Raw genomic sequence first — 23,780 nt, forward strand, 5'->3', positions numbered from 1 at the left:
CTTCCGGAAGAAGGGGACATGGCTGCGGACTCGCCGCATCTGATCGGGTGGTCCGGAGACGCGTTGGAAGAATCGGTGATGGCCGTCATCGACCCGGACACCGCGGTCATCGAGGTGACCCTGCGTGGGCACTGGGACCGGCGCCTGTCCTGGCGGGCGCGGGCGGTGCTGGACAAATGCCTGGCCGAGCACCCGACCGGTATGATCGTCGACCTGCATCGGCTGAGCGACCCGCACGCGGTCAGCGCACCACTCTGGCTCACCCTGTGCGCGCAGGGCGCCGCCCTCCAGCCGCCGATCGCGATCGGGGTCTGCCTGCCGGCGCCCATCTCGCTCGCCCGCCGGCTGCGCCGGCTCGGCGCCCGTGACTGGCTGGTGATGTACGCGTCGGTCGCGCAGGCCCGGACCGCCCTGGCCCACCGCCGCCCGCTGGTCGACCGGATGCACCTGGCCCTGCCGCCCGACCCCGCCGCCGCGGCGCTGGCCCGCTCCCTGATCAGCGACGCCTGCCAGGGCTGGGACCTGCCGCACCTGCTGCAGCGCGGCCGGCTGGTCGCCTCCGAACTGGTGGTGAACGCGGCCGAACACGCCGGGACCGACATCGAGATGATCGTGTCGCCGCGCGGTCAGGGCGCCACGGCGGCCCTGCACCTGGCGGTCTACGACGGCGATCCGGCGCTGCCGCGGGTGCGGGACCCGGTGCCGGGGCCGCTCGGGATGTCGCTCACCGACCGGGGCCTGGGTCTTCGGATCGTGGGGGCGGCCGCGTCGGCGTGGGGCGCGCTGCCGGCCCGGGGCGGAAAACTCGTGTGGGCGATTCTGCGCAACCGGCCGGAGGCGCTGTCATGAGCGAGCTTGCGAGTGAATCGGTCGGCGCGGCGGAGGTGGCGCGATGAGTTCCGACCCCCGTTTCGCGGGCACCAGGATCGACGGTGCCCGGCACGGTGACCGCCTGATGATCCGCTTGCAGGGCAGTCTGGACGCGATGTCGGTGACCGCTCTGCAGACCCAGCTCTACGACCTGACCCGGGTGCACGACCTGCTCGGCCTGGCCGTCCCGGTCCGCCAGATCCACATCGATGTGGCCGAGGTGGATTTCTGCGACGCGGCCGGCCTGCGGATGCTGATCGCGGCGCGCTGCGTGGCCGGCGCCCGGGACGCCACCTGTCACCTGCGCAACCCGCAGCCGCACCTGCGCTGGCTGCTGCACGCGACCCGGGCCGGCGACCTGTTCCGGCTGGACTAGGGTCTCAGCCCGCTCAGCACGACATCGAGGATGCGGTCGCGGCTGTCCGGGGCCACCTCGACCGCCCGGGAGGTGCCGGCGAGCAGGCCGATGATGTCACCGACCCGCAGCTCCGGGCGGACCGTCCCGGCGGCCTGGTCCCGGTGCAACATCGTCTCCAGTGCCGTGAGCAGCTCCCGATGGATCTCCGCCGCCGCGCCGAGCGGGTCCACCCCGGCCGCGGTGAGCGCCTCGGCGAACGCGTTCTTCACGCGGGACTGCTCGACCGCGTGCCGGAGGAAGGCGGCGAGCGTCATGGATCCGGCCGCGTCCTCGGTGAGGCGTCGCAGCCGGGCCAGGTACACCTCCCGCAGCAGCGCCTCCTTGGTCGGGAAGTGCCGGAACAGCGTGCCGATCCCGACCCCGGCGGCTCGCGCGATCTCCTCGGTCGCCACGGTCGTGCCCCGCTCGGCGAAGATCGCCTCGGCGACCTCCAGCAGCCGTGCCCGATTTCGCTGCGCGTCCGCACGTGGCACCCGAGCACCCTTCCTAACCGGAGTAGGCACTCCGTATGATGAAACGGAGTACGCACTCCTATTCTGCACGGAGGTGGACCATGGAAACACCCCGCGAGATCTTCGCCCGGCTCTCCGGCGGCATCGGCCGCGGCGAGTGGGACACGCTCGGCGATCTCTATGCCCCGGACGCCGTCGTCACCATGCCGTTCGACCCGCGGTGCACCGAACTTCGCGGCCGTGAGGAGGTCGCCCGCCACTTCGCGGCGGCGGCGAACCTGCCGATCACGATGCGACCCGACCGGGTGCGCGTGCACGAGACCGCAGACCCTGAAGTGATCATCGCGGAGTACGACTACGCGGGCCCGGGCTTCCGCGTCGCCAACATCCAGGTTCTGCGTGTCCGCGACGGCCTGATCGTCGAGTCCCGGGACTACCACGACCACGCCGGGCTCACGGCGGCGATGCAGTCGTAGACCCGACGGCTTATTCCCGGCCGGGCTCCTACCGTGTTGGGATGGCGGCTTCGCAGGAGCACATCACCGCCGGCCTGCCGCGCGGTGCGACCTTGATGGACGGTGGCGTGGCGTTCCGGTTCTGGGCGCCCGCCGCGCAACACGTGTACGTCGCGCTGGACGGCGCCGTGAGCTATCTCCCCGACCCCGGCGACGAGTTGGTGAAGGACCCCGCGACCGGCGACTGGACCGGGTTCTTCCCCGGCGCCGGGGCCGGCACGAAGTACCGCTTCCACGTGATCGGCCCCGGCGGCGCCGGTTTCAAGCGCGACCCGCGCGCCCGTGAGCTGGAGCTGTACGGGTATCCCGAGTGCGACGCGCTGGTCCTCGACGACGACGCGTACCCGTGGCACGACCAGGACTGGACACCACCGGACTTCGCCGACCTGATCGTCTACCAGTTCCACGTCGGAGTGTTCCCCGCGACCGACGCGAACGGGCGCGACCGGCGGGCACACCGCACCGCGAAACTGCTCGACGCGGCCCAGCGGGTGCCCTACCTCGCCGGGCTCGGGGTGACCGCGGTCCAGCCGCTGCCGGTCGTCGAGTTCCAGGGGGAGTGGAGCCTCGGCTACAACGGCACGGATCTGTTCTCCCCGGAGATGGACTACTGCGTCGACCCGCACGCACTGGCGCCGTACTTGGACGCGATCAACGACCTGCTCGCCGCGAAGGGCGCCGGTCCGCTCAAGTTCGAGCAGCTCGCCGGGCAGGCGAACCAGCTCAAGGCGTTCGTCGACATCTGCCACCTGCACGGCCTGGCGGTGATCTTCGACGTCGTCTACAACCACGCCGGCGGCGGCCTCGACCCGGAGAGCCTGGACTACATCGACCTGCCGGCCGACCCCGGGCCGTACAACAACGCATACTTTTCGTCGGAGGGCTGGGCCGGCGGACGGGTGTTCGCCTTCGACCGCGAGCCGGTCCGCGAGTTCCTCACCGCGAACGCGTTGATGTTCTTGAACGACTATCACGCCGACGGGCTACGGTTCGACGAGGTCAGCGTGATCGACGCGAAGGGCGGCTGGGCGTTCTGCCAGGAGCTGACCCGGACCCTGCGCACCGCGAAACCGCAGGCGGTGCAGATCGCCGAATACTGGGGCGAGTTCCCCCGGCTGGCCGTCCAGCCCCCGCCCACCGGAATGGGCTTCGACATCGCCTACTCCGACCACCTGCGCAACGCGGTCCGGGCGGTACTGGCCGACCGCGGCGCCGGGATCGCCCGCCTCGCCGACGGGCTACGCTTCCAGCTTGAGTCCTGGCGCTCCTACCACTGCCTGGAGAACCACGACGTGGTGCTCGACATGGACGATCACCGCTCACCGCGGATCGCCCGCCTCGCCGACGGCTCGAACCCCCGCTCCTGGTACGCCCGCAGCCGCTCCCGAGTCGCGACCGGACTGCTGCTGACCGCCCCCGGCGTGCCGATGCTCTTCATGGGCCAGGAGTTCCTCGAAGACAAGCTCTGGTCGGACAGCCCCGGCCACACCGACCACCTGATCTGGTGGGACGGCGCCCTCGGTGCCGACCGGCACATGGCAGACTTCCTGCGCTGCACCCGCGACCTGATCCGGCTGCGCCGCTCCCTGCCCGCCCTACGCGCCGATGGCCTGGCCGTCCTGGCCGCCGACGAGCAGAACCGACTCCTGGCCTTCCACCGCTGGGTACCCGGCGAGGGCCGCGACGTCGTCGTAGTACTGACCTTCAGCGAATCCACCCTGTACGACTACCGCCTCGGCTTCCCACGTTCGGGCCGCTGGCGCGAGGTGCTCAACACCGACTATTTCGACCACTTCCCGAACCCACAGGTGTCCGGAAATTCGGGCTCGATCGAAGCGGCCAACGGCTCAGCCACGCTGACCGTCCCGGCCAACGCCCTCCTGGTCTTCCGGCATGACGACCGTTGACCGGTCGTCCCGTTCGGCACCCGCCGCGTCGGTGAAGCCGCGCTGGATAGGCTCGCTCACCTGGCCGGCGGTGTCCACGACGGTGAGGATGTGCGTCTTCGGCAATCCATCGACCAACCCAACCATTCAAGATCCGCAGTCGGGAGCAATAGCATCAATCGCGGTGGTTTCCTACCATTTGCTATCGATTCATAGCTGGAGAGGTGAATGCGTAGATTAGGCCGGATGGTGGTCCCGCAAATCTCGCAAGCTGGTGGGCATGACGGTGACCCGGACCCTGCGATCAGGCGCGTGGCGCGTCGTCGAGCTGCTGACGACGCCTCTGGCGCCGGCCGATTATCTCGACACGGTCGCGCCGCTGCGTAACGCCGGCGTGCTGCGCGCGCGGATCGTGGCCGTCCGACCCGAGACCGCCGACAGCGTGACCCTGATGCTGCGGCCCGGCCGCGGCTGGCGCCCGCACGAGCCCGGCCAGTACGTGCGCCTCGGCGTCGATGTCGACGGCGTACGGCTGTGGCGCGCGTACTCGGTGACCTGCGCGCCCGGGCAGCTGTCGGTGACCGTTAACGCCGTACGCGACGGTGTGGTCAGCAACCACTTGATCCGCAACGCCCGGCCCGGGATGATCCTGCACCTGGACAACCCGGCCGGTGACTTCACCCTCGGCTTGCCCCGGCCCGAGCGGGCGCTGTTCGTGACCGCCGGCAGCGGTATCACCCCGGTGATGGGCATGCTGCGCAGCGCCCTGCACGAGTTGGGCGACGTGGTCGTGGTCCACTCGGCGCCGGAGCGCGACGCCGTCGTCTTCGGCGCCGAGTTGCGCGGGATCGCCGCTGACGGCCGTATCCGGCTGATCGAGCGGCACACCCGCGCCGACGGTCGGATCACCCCGGCGGAGCTGGCCGAGCTCGTGCCCGACCTGTTCGAGCGGCAGGCCTGGGCCTGCGGCCCCAACGAGATGCTCGACGAGCTGGGCGTGTACTGGGCCGAGGCGGGGGCCATGGAGCTGTTGCACGTCGAGCGCTTCCGCCCGGCCGTGGTCGCGGCCGGCGACGGCGGCAAGGTCACCTTCGCCCGCTCCTGCAGCGTGGTCGACGCCGCCGGCGACGTGCCGATCCTTGAGGCGGGCGAGGCGGCCGGCGTGCTGATGCCGTCGGGCTGCCGGATGGGCATCTGTTTCGGCTGCGTGCTGCCGATGACCGAGGGCGCCGTCCGTGACCTGCGTGACGGCTCGATCACCACCGCCGTCGAGGGCGACAACGTCCTGGTGCAGACCTGCATCTCGGCCGCCGCCGGCCGCTGCCTGCTGGACGTCTGAGCCCACCCGCGGCGGAAAACCCAGGCACGTTCGTTACATGAGCTTTCTCCCCCGTTGCCACACCTGAAGAAAACGAGGATCGCCGTGACCACGTTGCAGCGTAAGAGCGTCAGCCCGATTGCGCACCTGTCCGTTGAAGACATCGAGGCCATCGGTCGCGAGCTCGACGCCCTGCGGGACGAGTTCCTGGCCAGCCGGGGCGAGCGCGACGCGAAGTACATCCGGCGGGTGGTCAGCGTGCAGCGGCATCTGGAGCTCGGCAGCCGCGCGGTCCTACTCTTCTCGCTGTTCCCGCCGGCCTGGCTGCTCGGCACGGCGGGCCTGACGGTCGCCAAGATCCTCGAGAACATGGAGATCGGGCACAACGTCTTGCACGGCCAGTGGGACTGGATGCGCGACCCGAAGATCCACTCGACCACCTGGGAGTGGGACAACGCGGCGCCGTCCGAGCATTGGAAGCGCGCGCACAACGAGCTGCACCACGTCTATACCAATGTGGTCGGCAAGGATCACGACCTCGGCTTTACCATCATGCGTGTCGACGAGGGCCAACGCTGGCGCCCGCTCTACCTGGGACAGCCGCTCTGGAACTTCATCAGCGCCTGCTTCCACGAGTACGCCTTCGCCGTCTACGACATGGAACTGGCCCGCAACTTGAGGAGCAGGAAGCGGCGGCGGTCGCCGGAGTTCAAGGCCCGGCTCAAGCAACTCCTTCGCAAGATCGGCAAGCAGGTGCTCAAGGACTACGGCCTGCACCCGGCGCTGTCCGCGCTGACCGGATCCTGGCTGACCACCATCGCAGCCAACGCCACCGCCAATCTGATCCGCAACCTGTGGAGCCACTCGTTGATCATGTGCGGCCATTTCCCCAAGGGCGTCGAAACCTTCGAGCGCACCTCGATCGATGGCGAAACCCGTGGCGAGTGGTACCTGCGGCAGATGCTCGGCTCGGCCAACATCGACGGCAACCGCCTCATGCACATCATGAGCGGCAACACGTCGCACCAGATCGAGCACCACCTCTTCCCGGACCTGCCGAGCAACCGCTACCAGGAGATCGCGCCACGGGTCCGCGACCTGTTCGAGCGCTACGGCCTGAACTACGTCAGCGGCCCGTTTCTGAAGCAGGTCGCCTCGGCCTGGGCGAAGGTCTTCCGGCTCTCGCTGCCCAACCGCGGTGCCGCCAAGATCGCCGCGGACGCTCCCCGGCCGGCCGCCGGCCGCAAGCAGCCCGCCACCCGCTGGCAGCGCCCAGGGACGGATTCGGCCTCCACGGATCTCGGACCGCGTGTTCGCGTCAGAGCAGGTGCGTAGTGCACTCCTCGCTTTCCTAGGGCGAGTCACCGCGGGGCGATGGTCGCGGGCGCCGCGGGCCGAAGTGCTGCGCTCAGGACGTCCGGGCGCCGCGGGCCGAAGAGCTGCGATAAGGGCGCCCTTGGCGCCTGCTGTCTCCAGCGGTAGGCGCGGCGGAGCGAGGACGGCCGGACGCTGAGCGCGGCTGGAGTCCTGACTGGGGCGGACACCGCGCGGGACCGGCACTGAGCTCGGCCAAGAGGCCTGGCCACGGTGCCCCATCGGTCGTACCGGATGGATGGGTTGATCGTGCCCGGAGTCGGCCTCGCGCCGATCAGGGTTTCAGGCGGACGGCCAGGCCAGGGAGTCGGCGGCGAAGAGATCTTCCGCGCTCTGGACCGGGACCACGCAGATCAGGTGGCCGCCCGGCGCGCGGAGGATCTTGTGCCCGCCGTGGTCGGTGACGAGCTCGGCGCCCAGACCGATCAGGCGGGCGCTTTCCGCGGCGACGTCGTCGGTCTCGATGTCCAGGTGGTAGCGGGGCGAGTCGTCCACCGACTGGACGACCAGGGCGAGGTCCGGCGGCCCGGCGTGGATCCGCGTGTACTCCGGCTCCTCGGCGGAGCTCCGGGTCGGACCGCCCAGCGCCGCGGCCCAGAAGGCGACCGCGGCGTCCGCGTCGGCGGCCGGTGAGTCGATGAGGACGCCGAACAACCGGCTTCGATGCATGGGAGGAACTCTACGTGTAGAGATCGTCCAGCAGCGGCCGGTAGCGCTCCTCGATCACCCGCCGGCGCAGCTTCATCGACGACGTCAGCGAACCGTCCTCGATGGTCAGATTGTGGTCCAGGACGACGAACTTCTTGATCGTCTCCCAGGAGTTGAGGGCGCCGTTGAGCTGGTCGATGTGGCCCTGGAGGGCGGAGCGAAGCGCGTCGGAGCCGGCGATCTCGGCGTGCGAGGCGCCGTCGAGGCCGTGCGTGGCGGCCCACTTCCCGGCCTCGTCCGGGTCGATGTCGATCAGCGCGGTGATGAACTTGCGCTTCTCGCCGTGGACGACGAACTGGCCGGCGAGCGGGCAGATCGCCTTGAATCGGGCCTCGATCGACTGCGGCGCGACGTACTTGCCGTTCGACGTCTTGATCAGGTCCTTCTTGCGGTCGGTGATCCGCAGCGAGCCGCGCGCGGTGATCTCGCCGATGTCGCCGGTGTGCAGCCAGCCGTCCGCGAGCGTCGCCGCCGAGTCGAGGCCGTGGTAGCCCTGCATGATGCCGGGTCCGCGGAGCAGGATCTCGCCGTCTTCGGCGATCCGCACCCGGGTGCCGGGCAGGGGCATGCCGACGGTGCCGTACTCGGGTCCGTCCGGCCGGTTGAAGACGGTGGTGGCGCAGGATTCGGTGAGGCCGTAGCCCTCGGCGATCGGCAGGCCGATCGCGCCGAACCAGCGGGCGATGTCGGGGGAGAGGGCCGCGGCGCCCGAGATGAAGTACCGCATCCGGCCGCCGAAGCGAGCCCGGACCTTGGACAGTACGAGGCGGTCCGCGATCCGGAACCGCAGGCCCGACCGCCGCTGCTCGGCGACGCCGACCGCCCAGTTCAGGAGCAGCTTCTGCGGGCCGGTGGACGCGCTGACCGCGGCGTACACCTTCTCGAAGATCCGCGGCACGGCCGGCATGATCGTCGGTCGTACCTCGGCGAGCCGCTGGACGATCCGGCTCACGTCGCCGTCCACGGCGAACGGGAAGCCGACCGAGAGCTGGCAGCTCAGCAGCGCCTTGCCGAACGCGTGGGAGAGCGGGAGCCAGAGGTAGCCCAGGTCGTCCGGGTGGACGATGCCCATCGCCTCGATCGCGAGGCCCTGGTAGATCCAGGCGCGGTGGGCGACCCGGACGCCCTTGGGCAGGCCCGTGGTGCCGGAGGTGTAGATCAGGGTGGCGAGGTCGTCCGGGCGGACCCGGGCCACGGCCTCCTCGACCCGGCCGACCTCCCCGAGTCCGCGCAGGTCGGCGAGGGTACGCACGCGCGGGTCGGCGCCGGCCTCCCCATCGATCAGCACCACCTGCTCGACCGGCGACCCGTCGTGCAGGATCTTGGCGAGGTGCGTCGCGTTCTCGACGATGGCGAAGCGGCTGCCGGAGTCGCTGAGGATGTGCGCGACCTCCTCCGGCGACGACGACGGATAGACCGTGGTGGTCGCGCCCCCGGCGCACATCACGCCGAAGTCCGCCTCGATCCATTCGACCCGGGTGCCGCTCGCGATCGCGACCCGGTCCTCGGGCCGCAGGCCGAGCGCGAGCAGCCCGGCCGCGATCTCGGTGACCGCCCGCGCGGTCTGCGCCCAGGTCTGCTCCTGCCAGCCGTCCGGCCCGGGCCGCAGGTAGGCGACGTCATCCGGCTGCTTCGCCGCACGATCGAGGAACATCGCGCCGAACGAGGCCGGTTCGTCCTCCCGCAGGCGGGCCAGGGTCTGCTCCTCGGCAGCCGGGGCGGTGCAGGTCCGCGTCATCTGTTCTCCTCCACCATGCGGGTCAACCAGGTCGTCAGCTCCGGCGCGAGCGCCGTCAGGTCCGGCTCGTCGCCGCTGTCCAGGGCGTCCGAGGCGATCTGCCGTAGTGCGTAGATGGCTCCGACGTAAGCGCTGAGCGGTGCCCCGGGCGTGTCGCCGCGCAGGTCGCGGACGAACCGGGCGAGACGTTCGACGGCCTGCCGGCGGCGCTGGCGCGCCGGCCGCCCGAGGGCGTCCATCTCCACCTGGAAGGCCCGGGCCGTCACCCGGTCGCGATCGAGAGTTTCCAGGTACGTCGTGACGAAGCCACCCACGACCGCGGCCCGGTCCCCACCCGTCCCGGCATTGTCGGCCAGCCGCTCCAGGAACACTTCGATGAACCGGTCGTACGCGGCGTAGACGCAGGCGTCCTTGTCGGCGAAGCACTCGTAGAACGCGGCCCGGGACACCGCCGCCCGCGCGCAGATCTCCCGCACCCCGAAGCCCCGGTAGCCCTCGCCGGCGAGCAGTTCGGTCGCGGCGATCAGCATTTTTTCCCGCTGAGCGGCGAGAATCCGCTCGCGGGGAAGCTCGTGGCGGCCGCGCGGCAGGGCTGGCGGCGTCGTGAAGACGACGCCGCTGGCGATCCGGTCCGGCAAGATTTCCCCATCTGAGTACGCATTGTTACTCCAATCTTTGCATGCCGTTTCGCGTCACCCGACAAGTGCTCCGCGTCGATTCGGCAGGATGAAACCGTGGAGACGGATCTGGAACTGGCCCAGCGGGCCGCACTGACCGGCGCCGCCGAGGCGCTTCGCCACTTCGCGGTGCTGGCCGACCTGCCGCAGGAGACGAAGAAGGACGGGACCGTGGTGACGCTCGCGGACCGGGCCGTCGAACACGCCATCCGCGACGTGCTCACCACGGCCCGGCCGGACGACGCGATCCTCGGCGAGGAGCACGGCGAGACGGCGAGTGCGAACGGCCGCCGCTGGATCATCGACCCGATCGACGGGACCGTGCTCTTCGTCCGTGGCGACGACCGCTGGCTGGTGCTGATCGCCCTCGAGGTGGACGGCGAGGTGACCGTCGGCGTGCAGATCGTGCCGGTGCAGGGGCTGGTCTGGTGGGCCGTGCGCGGCCAGGGGGCGTACCGGGGCCGGGTCGCGGACGGTGTGATCGTCGGCGGGGAGCGGATCCAGGTCGCCGGCGGATCGTCCGGGGCGGCCGGGAGCCGGCTCGGGGTGGTGCCGCTGGACTGGGGGCGGGAGATCGCCGAGCCGCTGATCGCGGTGGCGGACGAGCGGCCGTGGCCGGTGCACCCGCCGCTGCTGGTGGCGCAGGGGGACCTGGATGTGGCGGTGCAGACCGGCGGGCAGATCTGGGACTTCGCGGCCAGTTCGGTGATCATTCCGGAGGCGGGTGGCTGCTACCGGGGGCTGAACGGCCAGGATCGGCCCGGGGCGGGGCCGTTCGTCTTCGCCCGCGACGCCGAGTTGCTCGATGAGTCGCTGCGGATTCTCCGTGGGGAGGCTGCGCGGATCGGCTGACGGCCGGCCGCGCTGCTGCGGCCGGCCGTCAGGGTGGTGTCGAAACCTGACGATTACCCCCGTACCGGAAGAGGGTTTGCGAGGGAGAGCGTCCGCCAGGCCGCGGCGGTCACCGCGACCATCGCGAACGCCGCGATCCAGAACGGCGTGGTGACGTCCAGGAGTTGGGTGAGCGCGGCGCCGAGCAGCCAGCCGAGCGCCGCGCCGCCGGTCTCCAGCAGCCCGTGGACGCTGCCCACCCGCCCGCGCAGGTGCTCGGGGACGGCCCGTTGCCGGATGGCCGAGACGAGCACGCCCCACACCATCGTGTGCACCCCGAAAATGATGATGGCGCCGCCCGCGAGCAGGGGATTCGTGCTGATCGCCAGGGTCAGGTGGGTGAGGACCTCGACGATCAGACCGGCCCGCAGCACCGCCGCCGTCCCGAATCTCCGCGCGAGCCGGGCCGCGAGGCCGGCGCCGGCGAGCCCGCCGACCGCGAACGTGGTCAGCAGGAAGCCGTACCCCACATCGGACAGACCGAGCCGCTCCCGGGCGTAGAGCACGAAGACCGCGAAAGCGGCGCAGAACGCGATGTTCGCGACGCCCATCGCGACGGCCAGGGTGCGCAGCAGGCGATGCCGCCACAGCCAGCGCAGGCCTTCGGCGATCTCCTCCCGCAGGCTGGACCGCACCGCGTCGGGGACGGCCACGGATCTTGCCGGTACGCGGTGCAGCCCGGCGATGAGCGCCGCCGCGACCACGAACGTCACCGCGTCGAGGCCGAACGGCACCGCCGCCGCGATCCCGTAGAGCCACGCGCCCAACGGCTTCGCCGCGAACTGGTTCGCGATGGTGAACGTCGCGCCCAGCCGCGCGTTGGCCCGCTCCAGTTCCTCCGGAGCGACCACCGAGGGCAGCAGCGCGCCGTACGCGGTGTCGGCGAGGGTCTCACCGGCCCCGAGCAGGAACCAGGCCGCGTAGATCAACGGCACCGAGGCGTGCCCGGTCGCCACCGCGGCCGCCACCCCGGCGAGGATCAGCCCGCGCAGCAGATTGACCGCGACCACCAGCCGGCGCCGGTCCAGGCGATCCACGTAAGCGCCGCTGACCAGCGCGAACAGCAGCCAGGGCAGTTGTGCGGCGAACGCGCCGCCGGCGATCAGCGCCGGTTCGTCGGTGACGGTGGCGAGCAGGAGTGGGCCGGCCACCATGGTGACCCCGTCGCCCAGGTTGGAGACCGCCGTGGCAGTCCAGAGACGTGCGAATCCCGCGCCGGGGCGCGGGTGTTCAAGGGCAAGCAAAAGTGCTCCTCAAGCCAAGGATGAACGGTCGAAAGAGAGACCGCTCGCGGCGAGGAGTCGGCGCCTTCCGGTCAGACGGCGCGCTCTCGCGGCGAGACGGTGACCGTGTCCAGGTGGAGGCGCATGCTCAACCCCTTTGCGTAGACGGATGTGCCCGGGCAGCCTAGCGTGCCGATCGCGGTGGACATCACGTTGCCGGGAGGCCCCAGTCGGTATGGTTCAACCCATCGATATCAATAACTGTCTCTCATAGGGTCGAGGTCCCCACCAAGGAGGCCATCGATGCTGTTGAGAAGAGTCGCCGCCGCGCTCGTCTTCGTGTTCGCGCTGGGCTGGGCCACTCCGGCGAACGCCGCGGTCCGGGTGCTCTACTACGACGCCAGCCAGGCACAGGAGTTCGTCGCCGTGGTCAACCAGGGCGCGCAGATCTGGAACGCCAAGGTCACCAACGTCCGGCTGGAGCCGGTCCCATCCGGACGGACCCCGAACATCCGGGTGTACGCCGACAACGGCTGGCCGCGCACGTACACGTCGTCACTGGGCAACGGCTACTGGTACATGGGTCGTGAGGCCGTGAACCAGGGCTACTACAAGCCGCGGATCGCCGCGCACGAGTTCGGCCACATCCTTGGCCTGCCAGACCGTCGCACCGGGCTCTGCGCCGACCTGATGTCCGGCAGCAGCGCGCCGGTGAGCTGCACCAACGCCAACCCGAACGCCACCGAGGCGGCGACCGTCAACCGGAGCTTCGGCACGTCGGTGACGGTGGCCCCGGCCACGTACGTCTGGGCCGGTTGACCTGCCCACCGGTCCGGCCCGCACGGGCCGGACCGTTCCGGCGTCGCTCTAGGGAGCGTGCAGGGTCAGCGTGGTCCAGACTCCGACGTGGACCTGGTCGCCGTCCTTGAGGGCGCGGGACTGCCCCGCGGAGAGCGGCTGGTCCTCGTCGCCGATGTACGTCCCGTTGGTCGAGCCCAGGTCGGTGACCAGCCAGACCCCGTCCACGTTCAGCGTGAGCAGCGCGTGGTTGTGCGACACCCCGGGGTCGGTGTCGGCCAGGTCGATCTCCGGGCTGGTGCCCTTCGACGAGCTCTTACGTCCGATCCGCATCTGCGGCGGGGTCAGCGAGACGATCCGTTCCCCGGTGTCCGCCGGGAACGTGACCCCCTCGACCGCGTTCATCGCGAAGTACGCCGGATCGGCGAAGAGTGTCGCGGTCCACTCCCCGGGCGTCACCGGCTCCGGCAGCGCCTCGGTGAGCTGCGGCAGCTTGCCGGTGGTGTGGTCGTAGCCGCAGTCCTCGCAGAACCGGGCCGACCCGGCGCGCGGAGTGCCGCAGTGCGGGCACAGCTCGCCCTTCGGAAGCTCCGTCCGGGGTGCGGACTCCTCCGACGATGACGATGACGACAATGGCGGCGGCGGACCCCCGATCTTCGCCCCGCAGGTGTCGCAGTAGTCCGCCTCGGTCGAGGCATGCCCACTCGGGCAGGTGAACGAGCTCACTGCGACCGCCCAACCCGGACCGTCTTGGTGCTCTGGGTGTCCAGGGCCATCTCGTCCGCCGCGTTGACCTTGCGCCGCAGCCGGACCGTGCCGGTCGCCGCGTCCTCGATCTCCACCACCTTGGCCAGCAGATCCTCGGTGGCCTTGTTGCCGCTCGCATGGGCGAGCTGCGCGGCCCGGCCGAACTTCAGCGTCGCGGTCCGGTCGTCGCCGGCCTCCCGGGCGGCGATGCCCTCCTGGATCGCGTCGGCCAGCTCGGCCTGCCCGGTGTAGTGCGCGACCTGCCGGTTGATCCGCGTGGAGAGCGCGGCGTCCTCCGTCCACACCGCCCGGACCAGGGACTGCGCGTGCACGGTGTCGCCCTCGACCACCGAGATCCGGGCGGCCAGCATCTCGTCGCCGGACTTGCCCGGCGGCACGTCGACACAGATGTGGTAGTCGCGGCTCTCCTGCCCCCAGGAGCCGAGCGGGTAACGCCCGGCCCGCGGGCCGTCCTCGGTCCGCTTGCCGGTCAGGTCCAGCACCTGTGGCTCGACCTGCTTGACGAACCGGACCGTCGCGTTGACCGGGGTCCAGACCTTGAGCTGGACGTCCGCGGAGGTCTTGCCCATCGCCCCGGTGATCATCTGCTCGAACGCGGCGGTCAGCCCCTCCGGGCGGGCCACGATGTCGACCGTGCCCAGCATCGACGTGGCGATCTTGCGGAGCTCGGAGACCTTCCAGTTCGTGCCGACACCTCGGCAGTCGCAGACGAACCGGCCGGCGATCTGGGCCAGGACGCTCTCCAGATATCCGTGCCGCTCGCCGTTGTCGCCGTCGGTGAGCAGGATGGCGTGCTTGATGTCGCCCGGCCGCTGGTCGAACAGCTGCGTCGCGAGCAGCAGCCAGGCGCCCATCGCGGTGCCGCCGCTGGCCTGCAACCGGTCGATCGAGCGCAGCGCGTCGGCCCGGCTCTGCGGCGTCGCGACGGCCAGCTGACCCGGGTCCGGGAAGAGTTGCTGTGCGGTGCTGACCCCGGCGATGATGGCGAACCGGACGCCGTCGTCGATCGCGTTCACCGCGGCCTTGGCGGCCTGGCGGGCGGCCGCCATCCGGCCCTCGGCCTGCATGGACCCGGAGGCGTCCACAATGATGATCTCTGTCGCCTCGGCCGTGCGGCGGCCACCCTCGCCGCCTGAGGAGGTGACGGTGACGATCGCGTTGACCTCGCTCGCCCCCATGGCGAGGTATTCGTTCTGGAAAGCCTCGGCGCTGTAGGACACTCGGACTCCTTATGCTTCGCTGGGCTCGTTGTCGCTGGCTTCGGTCGCGGTCTCGATGGGTTCGGTCTCGGCGTCGCTGTCGGTCTCCGCCTCGAACCGCGGGTGGACCGGGACGATGGCCACGGTGATGTTGTCGGCGCCTCCGGCGGAGTTCGCGTACGTCACGAGCGCGCGCGCCGCCTCGAGCAGCGGCCGCGGGCCGGTCGCCAGGCCCAGCGCGGAGCGGACCGCGTCGGCGAAGTCGGCCGGGTCGGTCAGGTAGTTCCACAGCCCATCGCTGCAGAGCACCAGGTGACCCGCGGTGCCGGCGGTGAACGCGCCGATGTGCGGAATGATCGGGCCGGCGTCGGCGCCCAGCCACGCGGTGATCGCGTGCGCCTTCGGGTCGTTCATCGCGGTCCGCGGGTCGACGCCCATCGCGATCACGTGCCGGGCCCAGGAGTCGTCCTCGGTGAGCTGCGCGGCGGGGCCGGTCGGGCTCACCCAGTAGGCGCGGCTGTCGCCGACCCAGCCGAACCCCACGTGCGGCCCGCGTACGGCGGCGGCGACGATCGTGCAGGCCGGGTTGGAGATCTTGCGGCGTGGGTCGCCGGTGCTCGCCAGGGCCGCCACGGCCTGGCCGGCGCCCTGGATCGCCATGCCGACGATCTCGGCGATCGGGAGCGCGGGCTCCGGCTTCTCCGGTCCGTCGTCCTCCAGCGCCGGGGTCCCCGGACCGGTTCCCTCCGCCGGTTCCGCACCCGGCTCGCCGGCGGTGCCGGGCTCGGCCGGGTGCTGGGCACGGGACAGCAGTTCGCCGGCCGTCCGAGCGGCGATCTCGGAGGCCGCGTCCGGGTCGAACGACGACGACACCCCGTCGCAGACCACCACGTCCGCCGCGTCCACGCCGACCGCCAGCCACATCGCGTCCTCGTTGCGGCTGTGCCGGCGCCCCCGGTCACTGACCGCGGCCGCCACCAGGTCACCGTCCGCCTCGGTGTGGTCGCGCGGCCGTCCGGCGAGCATTCCGCACTGCTCGCAGTAGCCGTCCGGGTCGACGGCTCCGGGAGCTCCGCAGTGCGGGCAGTTCCGGCCGCGCTTAGCGACCGCGGCAGCCATCCCGTTCGTCCCGGAATCGGCCGGGCCGGCGCTTTCGCCGCCTTCACCGTTGCCGGACAGTCCGTCGGTGGAGCCGACGGCGGCGGTCTCGTCCAGCGGGCGCCCGCACGCCTCGCAGAACGAAGCGCCGGAGGCGCGCCCCTCAGCACAGGAGTCGCACTCGGTCAGAATCAACTTGCCTTCTCTCGGGACGGTGCCATCTTTCAGGTGGTGCAGGTGTTTCAGGTGCGTGTGCGGGGGCGGGCCGCGTTCGCCAGGTCGACCAGGCGGATCCGGTCCGCGCCGTGGACCGCGCGGGCCATCTCCCGGTAGGCGCTCTCCAGCGCGAACCGTACGTCCTTCTCCGCCGTGTCGCCGCTCCGCGTCCCGCCCAGCACCGAAGCCGGCACCTTGACCCCGCCCCGCAGCGAGGTCAGCGCCTGCTCCAGCAGTTCGGCCCGGAGCTCGGCGAGCTGCGCCCGCTCCACCTCGAGCCGCTCGATCAGGGCCGCGGCGTCGACCAGCGCCTGGACGTCCAGGTGGGCCGCCGGATGCGCCCGGACCAGCGCTCGCACCGCGCCGACCTGGGAGATCGCGTACGCCGAGGAGGTGCCGGGCACGCGCTGGTACGCCTCCACCGCCCCGGCCCGGTCGCCACCGGCGAGACGGCAGCGGGCCAGTCCGGCCGCGGCCGTGGTGTAGGCCGGATCGGTCCGGCTGACCACGTCGTAGTACCCGGCCGCCGCGCCGTGCCGACCGGCCAGCTCCTCGGCGAAACCGATCGCGAGCTGCGGCGCGAGCTCACCGGGCAGGGCCGCCCAGACCGCGTCGAACCTGGTCCGGGCCGTCGCCCAGTCCTCGACGGCCAGTGCGAGCAGGCCGTCGTACCAGGCCAGTCGCCAGTCCGCCGCGTCGGCGGCGGCGAACCGGTCCCGGGCCTGCTGCGCGTCGCCGAAGAGCCCGCGCCGGGCGCCCAGGTCGATCTCCGCCCGCAGCGCCCGCAGCCGCACCTCGACAGTCTCCTGCGAGGCGTGCTTGAGCAGGGCGAGAACCTCGGCCGGGTCGGTCACGGTGATCGAGGCGAGGAAGCCGGCCGCCGGGTCGGTCAGGTCGATCAGTGGGGTAGGCAGGTCCTGCCAGCGCGGGGCGTCCGATTTGAGGTCGGTGCGCAGTTCGCCGGTGAACACCTTGGACGGCGCCGGCTTCGGCGAGCCCTGCGCGGCGACCACCTGACGCAGCACGCCGAGCATCTGGTCCTGCATCTCGGCGGAGTCCACGAAGCGGTCGCCCGGGTGCGGCCGGGTGGCGCGGTCGACCAGCCGGTAGAACGACTCGTGCCGCTTGTAGACGTCGAACGAGTCGCGGTCCGGCAGGCTCTCCTTGAACGTGCTCTGGTAGCCGCGGAAGTCGGTGGTGAGCACGGCCAGGGTGCGGCCGATGGTGTAGAGGTCGGAGGCGATCGACGGGCCGTCGGTGGCCATCTCCGGCGCCTGGTAACCGACCGTGCCGTAGATCGCCGCCTCCTCGTCGTCGACGTGCACCACACCGCCGAGGTCGATCAGCTTCATCTGATCGCCGGACTGGATCACGTTGTCCGGCTTGAAGTCGCAGAAGATCAGGCCCCGTTCGTGCAGGTAGCCGAAGGCCGGCATGATCTCGATCAGGTATTCCAGGGCCTGGTCCAGCGGCAGCGGGTCGACCTCCCCGCCGTTCGCCTCCCGGCGCTGCTTGAGCATGTCCTTGAGGGACTTGCCGCCGACGTACTCCATGACGATGTAGCCGGCGCCGTCGTGCTCGACGAAGTTGTAGATCTTGACGATGTTCGGGTGCTCGACCTCGGCCAGGAACCGCTGCTCGGCCAGGGCGGCCGCGAGCGCGTCCTCGTCGCTGGAGTTGAGCAGGCCCTTGAGGACCACCCAGCGCCGCGACACGTTCAGGTCCACGGCGAGGTAGACCCAGCCCAGGCCGCCGTGGGCGAGGGCGCCGGCCACCTCGTACTGGCCGCCGACCACGTCGCCCTTGGCCAGTTTCGGGGTGAAGTTGAAGCCCTCGCCGCAGTGCGGGCAGAAGCCGGCGGTACGCCCGGGACGGTCGCCCCGGGAACGGCCGACCGGGTTGTTGCACTTGGCGCAGTACCGCTTCGCCTCCGGCACCTGGGGATCGGCCATCAGGGTGCTGGCCGGGTCGACCTTGGCAATCGGGGCGATCTCCACCAGGCCGCTGCCGAAGCGGCGGCTCGAGCCGGTGCGGCCGCTGCCACGGCGGCTCCCACCGGTACGGGTGGACAGGGCACCGGTGCTCCGCGACGAGCTCTGGGTTCCGGTGCGGGTGGATCCCGGGGTCGCCTCCCGCGGCTTCGGCACCGTGGTGTTGCCGGCCGGGGCACCGTTGACCGGCGCGAGCCCGCAGGTGTCGCAGTAGCCGTCCTCGATGGCGCCGTCGCACCCGTCACGCCGGCATCCGCCGCCTGCGGCACCGGCCCCGCCGGTGACCGGCGGGGCGGCCGTCCTGGCGGCCGGCGCGAGCCCGCAGGTGTCGCAGTATCCGTCTTCGATGGTCCCGGGACAGTTCCGCTGGCATTTCATGACCGGGCATCCCTCGCGATCGTGGCGGTGAGCATTTCCTGGTAGGCGTTGACGGCCGCCCGAGCCTGCTCCAGCTCGCACGGCGCGGTGTGCAGAAGGGCGCGGGCCCGCTCGGCGAGCGGGGTCAGCCGGGGATGTTCGCTGAGCCCGTGTCGCAACGCCTTGGCCTGGTAGGCGCTGAGCCGGCCACGCAGCTCGTCACGGTCGGCGAGCAGCTTGTCGTTGTGGGTCCGGACGAGCGCCAGCGCCTCCAGCCGCTCCCGGGCGTCCCGGGCCCAGCGGGCCAGCCGAGGGCTGATCAGCGCCCACTGCCCGGCGGCCGCCAGGGCCTCGACGGCCGCCAGGTCGGGGCGCAGGTTCACGGCCCGCACCGTGGCGATCTGCGCTCCCGGGAAACGGCCGTCGACCCGGGCGCGCGCCTCCAGGGCGGACCGCTCGGCCTGATCCAGCTCGTCGGCGCGGGCACGGGCCTCGGAGAGCCGCCGGGTGAGCGAGTCACGCAGCTCGGTGGCGGAGGTCCGCTCCGCGTCCGCCCGCCGGATCAGCTCCCGCACCCGGTCGAGGATCGCCGGATCGGCGCCGAGCGGGTCGCCGGCCAGGACGCCGGTCAGGTCGCCCAGCAGCCGGTCGGCCTGGTCCAGCAGGGTGGTCGGGGCGCCCGCCTCGCGGGACAGCCGGCGGCCCTGCTCGAGCGCGGCGGCGACCTCCGCGGCGGCCGGCAGCAGCCGCTGCCACGCGTCGGCCGCCCGGGTGGCCACGTCGACCGCCGTGGTGAACGACCGGTCCATCGCGGCCAGCAGCTCGGCCGGCGAGCAGGTGGTGGTGATCTGGCCGGCGCCGAGCAGGCCGCGCTGGGCGAGCGGCACGACGCTGGTGGAGAGCAAAATCGACGGGCCGAGCACCTCGTGCACGTATTTCGCCCGGTCACTGTCGCTGAGCCGCCGCTGTCCGCGCAGCGACTGGGCGCGCGCGATCGACTCGGAGAGCATCCGGTAGCCGTCCCAGAGGGTGGCCATCGCGACGCTCGCGTCCGCCCACTCCGTCGCGGTGTGGCCGGTCAGGGTCTTGCCGTCCAGGTCCCGGCGGGCCGGGAGCTGGTCGAGCTCGACGAGGTTGCGGGACATGGCCTCGACCGCCGTCTCGAGCCGGGCCAGCTCGGCGTCGGCGGGGGCTACCGAGGGCGCCGTCATCGGTACTGAGCACCCGGTGGCTGCGGGACCGGGCCGAACCTGCCCAGCCACTTCTCGTACGTCCTCGCCCAGGTGCCGTCCTGCCGCGCCTTCTCCAGCACCGCGTTGACGAAGCGGGTGAACTCGGGATGCCCCTTGCTGATCGCCATCCCGTACGGCTCCTCGGTGTACCGCTCGCCGATCACCTTCGCGTACGGGTCCTGGGCCGCCATGCCGGCCAGGATGGTGTCGTCGGTGGAGATGGCGTCCACCTCGTTCTGCTGGAACGCGACCAGGCAGTCGCCGAAACTGGCCTTCGCGACCGCGATCGGTTTGCTCTTCACGGTGCCGATGTTGTCGTACGACGTCGAACCGGCCGCCGCGCAGATCTTCTTGCCGCCCAGGTCCTCGATCCCCTTGGCCGTCGAATCCCGGTTGACCAGTACTTTTTGCCCGGCTTCGTAGTAGATCGAAGAGAAATCGACGTCTTTCCACCGGGCGCAGTTCGCGGTCATCGTGTCAGCGACCACGTCCACCTCACCCTTGAGCACCGAATTGACCCGCTCGTTGTACCCGATGACCTTGATCTGCAGTCGATCCGGGTCCCCGAAGATCGCCTGGGCGATCATCCGGCCCATGTCCACGTCGAAGCCCTCGACCTTGCCGGTGAGCGGGTTGCGCGAGCTGAACAGCAGGGTGTCCTGGCTGGTGCCGAGGACGAGGCGGCCACGCGCGTGGACCTTCGCCATCCAGGTGCCGCTCGGCATCTTCCCGGGCTGCGGCAGCGCGCCGGCCGGGCGCAGGCTGGCCCGCGGGTTGCAGTTCTCCACGGCCGGTTTCGCCGGTGTGGACGAGCCCGGCGTGGCTGATCCCGGCCCGGGCTGTCGCCCGGTGGGAGCGGCGGTGACCTCGTCGTAGCGCGGCGACGAGTCGCCGGCACAGCCTGCGGCGCCGAGGAGCAGGGCCAGAGTGGCGACGATCGGGGCGAGACGGGTACGCATCACCGGTACTCCTCCAGGCGGGCGCGGATGCCGAGCAGGGCGAGCACGCAGGCCGCGATCGCGAGCAGCGGGCCCAGTACGGACAACAGGTCCAGCCCGTCGCCGGCGTCCCCGATCTCGTCGGTGAAAGCGGCTTTACGGTTGTCGATCGCCTGGTCCAGCGTCGTCGTCAGGTCGCCGAAGGTCGTGGTGGCCTGCTCGCCGATGGCCAGTGCGACCGCGCCGTCGTAGTCGCCGCTCTTGTCCAGTTTGCGCACTTGGCCGTGAATGGTGAGGTATGCCTCGTGCCGGTCCTTCAGGGTGGTGGTGAACCGCTCCGCGTAGGCCAGCCGGGGATCGTCGAAGTAGATCGCGCCGCTGGCCCGCTCGAAGTCCTCCTCCTTGTCGGCGGAGCCGTGCGCGGCCAGCGTGAGCGCCTCGTCGGCCCGCTCGGTCAGCACCAGAATCCGCAGCTGGGCCAGCGCCGTGACCGGGGCGGACCCCTTCTGGGCGGCGCTGTCCAGGTGGGTCCGCTGGTTCGCGAAGAGCACCCCGACGGCCAGGATCAGGACCGCGAACAGGCCGGTGGCGGCGACCAGCGGGACGTTGAACGTGCGGTGCGTGGTACGGCTCAGGTAGATCTGGCTCCAGAACAGGGCGACGCCGAGCGCCACGCTGAGCACCAGCAGCAGGATCAGCCACCACGAACTGCGGGCCGCGTCGTAACCCGCGCTGATCTCGTCGGTGGCGAGCCGGAACAGCGCCTGCGCCTTCGGCTGCAGGGTTTCGCGGTTCAACTGGGAGGCGGCGGCGAGGTAGGACGCGCCGAGCGGCAGGACCTGGCGGTTGTTCGCACGAGCGGTGGCGACCAGGGCGGAATACCGCGCGATGCCGGTGGAGAGCGCCGCGACCGCCCGGGCGGCGTCACTGTCGTCCGGGACCAGGCGGGCGGCGTTGGTCAGCGCGGTCCCGGCGCGGGCCAGGTCGTCGTCGTAGCGCTGGGTCAGCGCGGCCGGCTCCAGACCGCCGGCCAGGAACGCCTGGGCGGCCGTGGTGTCCGCGTCGGCCAGCGCCGAATAGACCGTCTCGGCCTCGACCATCAGCGGCTGGGCGCGGTTGCCGAGATCGGCGGTGCCGGCGCTGGCCGAGTGCGCCGTCAGGCCGGCGACCAGGCCGGTGAGCAGGCCGAGGGTGAGCAGAGTGGTGAGGATCAGCTGAAGTCGGCCGGGTGAGTGGTGACGGAGCCCCGCGACCCGGTCCACGAGACCGTAGGACGGCGGTGAATAGGCCGCGGTCGCCGGGGGCCGCTGCGCCAGGGCTGTGGTCACGCTTGCCTCCTGTACGGCCGGGGTACCTGCCCGTCCACTGTGCGTCACCGGTGCAAGGGATCACGGGAGGTCTTCGGTGGCTGCGAGTCTATGGAGCACCGGCGCCCGGCGGGATACCCGCCGGGCGCTGGTTGGGCTTTCGTTAGCTCTTCTTGTCCGCTTCTTGTCCGATCAGCTCAGCTCACGCTTGAGCAGCTTGCCGGTGGCGGTCATCGGCAGCGACTCGACGACCTTCACGATCCGTGGGTACTTGTAGGCGGCCATCTGCTCCTTGCCCCAGGCGACCAGATCCACCTCGGTGGCCGTGGCGCCGGGCTTCAGGATCACGAAGGCCTTGACCTCCTCGCCGTGCTGCGGGTGCGGCACGCCGATCACCGCGGCCAGGGAGACCGCCTCGTGGGTGAGCAGGAGCTCCTCGATCTCCCGGGGATACACGTTGAAGCCGCCCCGGATGATCATGTCCTTGGCGCGGTCGACGATGTAGTAGAAGCCGTCCTTGTCCCGGCGGGCCAGGTCACCGGTGCGGAACCAGCCGTCCCGGATCACCTCGGCAGTCGCCTCGGGGCGGTTGTAGTAGCCGTTCATGATGTTGTGGCCGCGGATCGCGATCTCGCCGATCTCGTCGACGCCGCCGACCGTGTTCCACTCCGGGTCGATCAGCTTCACCTCGACACCCCAGATCGGGATGCCGATCGAGCCGGGGCGCGGCTCGCTCGCCGGATTGCTGAACGTGGCGACCGGGGAGGTCTCGGAGAGGCCGTACCCCTCGAGGATGGTCACCCCGAAGCGTTCCCGGACCGCCTTGATGATCTCGACCGGCAGGCTGGAGCCGCCGGAGACGGCGACCCGCATGTTGGCGGCGATCCGCTCCACGTCGACGCCCTCGTTCTCGCTGAGCGCGTTCAACAGACCCCAGTACATGGTCGGTACGCCCGCGAAGAAGGTCACCTCCTCGCTCTGCAGCAGCTGCACGGCGGCGTTCGCCTCGAAGCGCGGCAGCAGCACCAGAGTGGCCGCGACCGAGAAGCCGGCGTTCATGTTGACCGTCGAGCCGAACGAGTGGAACAGCGGCAGCACCAGCAGGTGGGTGTCGGTGGCCGGCTGCGAGTTGAAGAGCCGGTTGCAGGTCAGCGCGTTGAGCAGCAGGTTCGAGTGGGACAGCTCGGCGCCCTTGGCCTGGCCGGTCGTGCCACTGGTGTAGAGGATCACCGCGGCGTCGGTCTCGGCCCGCAGCACCGTCTCGAAGACCGGCCCGTGCCCGGCCAGAGCCTGCCCGAGCGTCTCGGCGCCCTCGACCGGCGAGGCGGCCGCCGGGTCCGCCGTGATCAGGAAGAAGTGCTCGCACCCGTCGGCACCGCCGAAGCCGGCGTAACCCTCGGTGCCCATCGGCAGCTCGGGCGTGCCCTGGAAGCAGAGGTACGCCTTCGCCTGCGAGTCGTTCAGGTGGTACGCGATCTCGCGGCCCTTGAGCAGCACGTTCAGCGGGACCACGACCGCGCCGGCCTTGAGGATGCCGTAATAGACGATCGGGAAGTACGGCAGGTTCGGGCAGGAGAGGGCGACCTTGTCGCCCGGCTGGATGCCCCGCGCCACCAGCATGTTCGCCACCTGGTTCGCAGCGGCCTCCACCTGGGAGTACGTCAGGCGTTGCGGGCCGAGCACCACGGCGGCGCGGTCCGGGTAGCGGCGGGCGCTGTCCTCCAGCAGGATGGAGAGGTTGAGCATCCGGTGATTCCCTTTCAACTGGCCTTGTGATGGCGGTCTCATCCCAACACGGGCGCCAGC

21 protein-coding genes are annotated in these 23,780 nt (G+C 71.1%); 8 read left to right on the forward strand and 13 right to left on the reverse strand.

The annotated features are described in order from the left end of the window. The first annotated feature begins 18 nt into the window (after window positions 1-18). Both CHC09_RS12810 and CHC09_RS12815 read left to right on the forward strand, forming a co-directional pair. A complete protein-coding gene (locus tag CHC09_RS12810) occupies window positions 19-849 on the forward strand; it encodes an ATP-binding protein (protein WP_089293292.1) in 831 nt (276 codons plus the stop codon). A 43-nt stretch (window positions 850-892) separates the two neighbouring features. Next, on the forward strand, window positions 893-1,246 hold the full coding sequence (locus CHC09_RS12815; RefSeq protein WP_089293293.1) for an STAS domain-containing protein: 354 nt from the start codon (window positions 893-895) through the stop codon (window positions 1,244-1,246). Here CHC09_RS12815 and CHC09_RS12820 read toward each other — a convergent pair. Beyond that, window positions 1,243-1,761: a TetR/AcrR family transcriptional regulator gene (locus CHC09_RS12820; protein WP_203833131.1), complete on the reverse strand. Its 519-nt coding sequence runs from the start codon at window positions 1,759-1,761 to the stop codon at window positions 1,243-1,245. The two genes, CHC09_RS12815 and CHC09_RS12820, sit on opposite strands and share 4 nt — an antisense overlap. Before the next feature lie 80 nt (window positions 1,762-1,841). On the opposite strand from CHC09_RS12820, the gene CHC09_RS12825 reads away from it, so the two are divergent. The 4 genes from CHC09_RS12825 to CHC09_RS12840 all read left to right on the forward strand — a co-directional run bounded on the left by CHC09_RS12825 (window position 1,842) and on the right by CHC09_RS12840 (window position 6,794). Continuing rightward, the gene (locus CHC09_RS12825) at window positions 1,842-2,216 is read left to right on the forward strand and encodes a nuclear transport factor 2 family protein (RefSeq protein ID WP_179277071.1); all 375 of its coding nucleotides are present in this window, start codon (window positions 1,842-1,844) and stop codon (window positions 2,214-2,216) included. Window positions 2,217-2,257: 41 nt separating this feature from the next. Continuing rightward, a complete protein-coding gene (locus CHC09_RS12830) occupies window positions 2,258-4,162 on the forward strand; it encodes an alpha amylase C-terminal domain-containing protein (protein WP_089293296.1) in 1,905 nt (634 codons plus the stop codon). Window positions 4,163-4,421: 259 nt separating this feature from the next. Then, window positions 4,422-5,480 carry a ferredoxin reductase gene (locus CHC09_RS12835; protein WP_089293297.1) on the forward strand — a complete coding sequence of 353 codons (1,059 nt, stop codon included), beginning with the start codon at window positions 4,422-4,424 and terminating at the stop codon, window positions 5,478-5,480. An 84-nt stretch (window positions 5,481-5,564) separates the two neighbouring features. After that, a complete protein-coding gene (locus CHC09_RS12840) occupies window positions 5,565-6,794 on the forward strand; it encodes a fatty acid desaturase family protein (RefSeq protein ID WP_089293298.1) in 1,230 nt (409 codons plus the stop codon). Window positions 6,795-7,115: 321 nt separating this feature from the next. Here the strand turns inward: CHC09_RS12840 and CHC09_RS12845 are convergent, their stop codons facing one another. The 3 genes from CHC09_RS12845 to CHC09_RS12855 are packed head-to-tail and all read right to left on the reverse strand — an operon-like array spanning window position 7,116 to window position 9,917. Further along, a complete protein-coding gene (locus CHC09_RS12845; RefSeq protein WP_089293299.1) occupies window positions 7,116-7,502 on the reverse strand; it encodes a VOC family protein in 387 nt (128 codons plus the stop codon). Window positions 7,503-7,512: 10 nt separating this feature from the next. Beyond that, the gene (locus tag CHC09_RS12850; RefSeq protein WP_089293300.1) at window positions 7,513-9,279 is read right to left on the reverse strand and encodes an AMP-dependent synthetase/ligase; all 1,767 of its coding nucleotides are present in this window, start codon (window positions 9,277-9,279) and stop codon (window positions 7,513-7,515) included. Next, the gene (locus CHC09_RS12855) at window positions 9,276-9,917 is read right to left on the reverse strand and encodes a TetR/AcrR family transcriptional regulator (protein WP_089293301.1); all 642 of its coding nucleotides are present in this window, start codon (window positions 9,915-9,917) and stop codon (window positions 9,276-9,278) included. The genes CHC09_RS12850 and CHC09_RS12855 overlap by 4 nt, the downstream gene beginning before the upstream one ends. 96 nt (window positions 9,918-10,013) lie before the next feature. Here CHC09_RS12855 and CHC09_RS12860 point away from each other — a divergent pair, with 96 nt between their 5' ends. Then, complete coding sequence (locus CHC09_RS12860; RefSeq protein WP_089293302.1) at window positions 10,014-10,808, forward strand: inositol monophosphatase family protein; 795 nt, start codon at window positions 10,014-10,016, stop codon at window positions 10,806-10,808. 53 nt (window positions 10,809-10,861) lie between these two features. Here the strand turns inward: CHC09_RS12860 and CHC09_RS12865 are convergent, their stop codons facing one another. Beyond that, the gene (locus CHC09_RS12865; protein WP_089293303.1) at window positions 10,862-12,091 is read right to left on the reverse strand and encodes an MFS transporter; all 1,230 of its coding nucleotides are present in this window, start codon (window positions 12,089-12,091) and stop codon (window positions 10,862-10,864) included. A gap of 282 nt (window positions 12,092-12,373) precedes the next feature. Between CHC09_RS12865 and CHC09_RS12870 the strand changes: the two genes are divergently transcribed. Then, window positions 12,374-12,889 (forward strand): snapalysin family zinc-dependent metalloprotease, encoded by a 516-nt coding sequence (locus tag CHC09_RS12870; RefSeq protein WP_089293304.1) that lies wholly within the window; start codon window positions 12,374-12,376, stop codon window positions 12,887-12,889. A gap of 48 nt (window positions 12,890-12,937) precedes the next feature. Here CHC09_RS12870 and CHC09_RS12875 read toward each other — a convergent pair whose 3' ends face one another. The 8 genes from CHC09_RS12875 to CHC09_RS12910 all read right to left on the reverse strand — a co-directional run bounded on the left by CHC09_RS12875 (window position 12,938) and on the right by CHC09_RS12910 (window position 23,720). Beyond that, window positions 12,938-13,594, reverse strand: a complete 657-nt coding sequence (locus CHC09_RS12875; protein ID WP_089293305.1) for a double zinc ribbon and FHA domain-containing protein — start codon at window positions 13,592-13,594, stop codon at window positions 12,938-12,940. After that, window positions 13,591-14,856: a vWA domain-containing protein gene (locus CHC09_RS12880; RefSeq protein WP_089293306.1), complete on the reverse strand. Its 1,266-nt coding sequence runs from the start codon at window positions 14,854-14,856 to the stop codon at window positions 13,591-13,593. Before CHC09_RS12880 ends, CHC09_RS12875 begins: the two co-directional genes overlap by 4 nt. A gap of 9 nt (window positions 14,857-14,865) precedes the next feature. Further along, window positions 14,866-16,128 carry a PP2C family protein-serine/threonine phosphatase gene (locus CHC09_RS12885; RefSeq protein ID WP_089293307.1) on the reverse strand — a complete coding sequence of 421 codons (1,263 nt, stop codon included), beginning with the start codon at window positions 16,126-16,128 and terminating at the stop codon, window positions 14,866-14,868. A gap of 47 nt (window positions 16,129-16,175) precedes the next feature. Further along, entirely contained in the window at window positions 16,176-18,518 is a 2,343-nt protein-coding gene (locus CHC09_RS12890; RefSeq protein ID WP_089293308.1) for a serine/threonine-protein kinase, read from the reverse strand. Further along, entirely contained in the window at window positions 18,515-19,708 is a 1,194-nt protein-coding gene (locus CHC09_RS12895) for a hypothetical protein (RefSeq protein ID WP_089293309.1), read from the reverse strand. Before CHC09_RS12895 ends, CHC09_RS12890 begins: the two co-directional genes overlap by 4 nt. Next, on the reverse strand, window positions 19,705-20,688 hold the full coding sequence (locus CHC09_RS12900) for a glutamate ABC transporter substrate-binding protein (RefSeq protein ID WP_089293310.1): 984 nt from the start codon (window positions 20,686-20,688) through the stop codon (window positions 19,705-19,707). The genes CHC09_RS12895 and CHC09_RS12900 overlap by 4 nt, the downstream gene beginning before the upstream one ends. Further along, on the reverse strand, window positions 20,688-21,995 hold the full coding sequence (locus CHC09_RS12905; protein WP_089293311.1) for a hypothetical protein: 1,308 nt from the start codon (window positions 21,993-21,995) through the stop codon (window positions 20,688-20,690). The genes CHC09_RS12900 and CHC09_RS12905 overlap by 1 nt, the downstream gene beginning before the upstream one ends. Window positions 21,996-22,166: 171 nt before the next feature. Beyond that, window positions 22,167-23,720, reverse strand: coding sequence for a long-chain-fatty-acid--CoA ligase (locus CHC09_RS12910; protein WP_089293312.1), 1,554 nt, complete (start codon window positions 23,718-23,720; stop codon window positions 22,167-22,169). Window positions 23,721-23,780 lie beyond the last annotated feature (60 nt).

The organism is Actinoplanes regularis (assembly GCF_900188005.1).
GTDB classification, from domain to species: Bacteria; Actinomycetota; Actinomycetes; order Mycobacteriales; family Micromonosporaceae; genus Actinoplanes; species Actinoplanes regularis.

Bases quoted from the DNA above. Each gene is read 5' to 3' on its own strand.
- CHC09_RS12895 (WP_089293309.1), bottom strand. From the start codon at position 19,708: ATGACGGCGCCCTCGGTAGCCCCCGCCGACGCCGAGCTGGCCCGGCTC.
- CHC09_RS12845 (WP_089293299.1), bottom strand. From the start codon at position 7,502: ATGCATCGAAGCCGGTTGTTCGGCGTCCTCATCGACTCACCGGCCGCC.
- CHC09_RS12815 (WP_089293293.1), top strand. From the start codon at position 893: ATGAGTTCCGACCCCCGTTTCGCGGGCACCAGGATCGACGGTGCCCGG.
- CHC09_RS12825 (WP_179277071.1), top strand. From the start codon at position 1,842: ATGGAAACACCCCGCGAGATCTTCGCCCGGCTCTCCGGCGGCATCGGC.
- CHC09_RS12850 (WP_089293300.1), bottom strand. From the start codon at position 9,279: ATGACGCGGACCTGCACCGCCCCGGCTGCCGAGGAGCAGACCCTGGCC.
- CHC09_RS12900 (WP_089293310.1), bottom strand. From the start codon at position 20,688: ATGCGTACCCGTCTCGCCCCGATCGTCGCCACTCTGGCCCTGCTCCTC.
- CHC09_RS12810 (WP_089293292.1), top strand. From the start codon at position 19: ATGGCTGCGGACTCGCCGCATCTGATCGGGTGGTCCGGAGACGCGTTG.
- CHC09_RS12870 (WP_089293304.1), top strand. From the start codon at position 12,374: ATGCTGTTGAGAAGAGTCGCCGCCGCGCTCGTCTTCGTGTTCGCGCTG.
- CHC09_RS12830 (WP_089293296.1), top strand. From the start codon at position 2,258: ATGGCGGCTTCGCAGGAGCACATCACCGCCGGCCTGCCGCGCGGTGCG.
- CHC09_RS12835 (WP_089293297.1), top strand. From the start codon at position 4,422: ATGACGGTGACCCGGACCCTGCGATCAGGCGCGTGGCGCGTCGTCGAG.
- CHC09_RS12890 (WP_089293308.1), bottom strand. From the start codon at position 18,518: ATGAAATGCCAGCGGAACTGTCCCGGGACCATCGAAGACGGATACTGC.
- CHC09_RS12910 (WP_089293312.1), bottom strand. From the start codon at position 23,720: ATGCTCAACCTCTCCATCCTGCTGGAGGACAGCGCCCGCCGCTACCCG.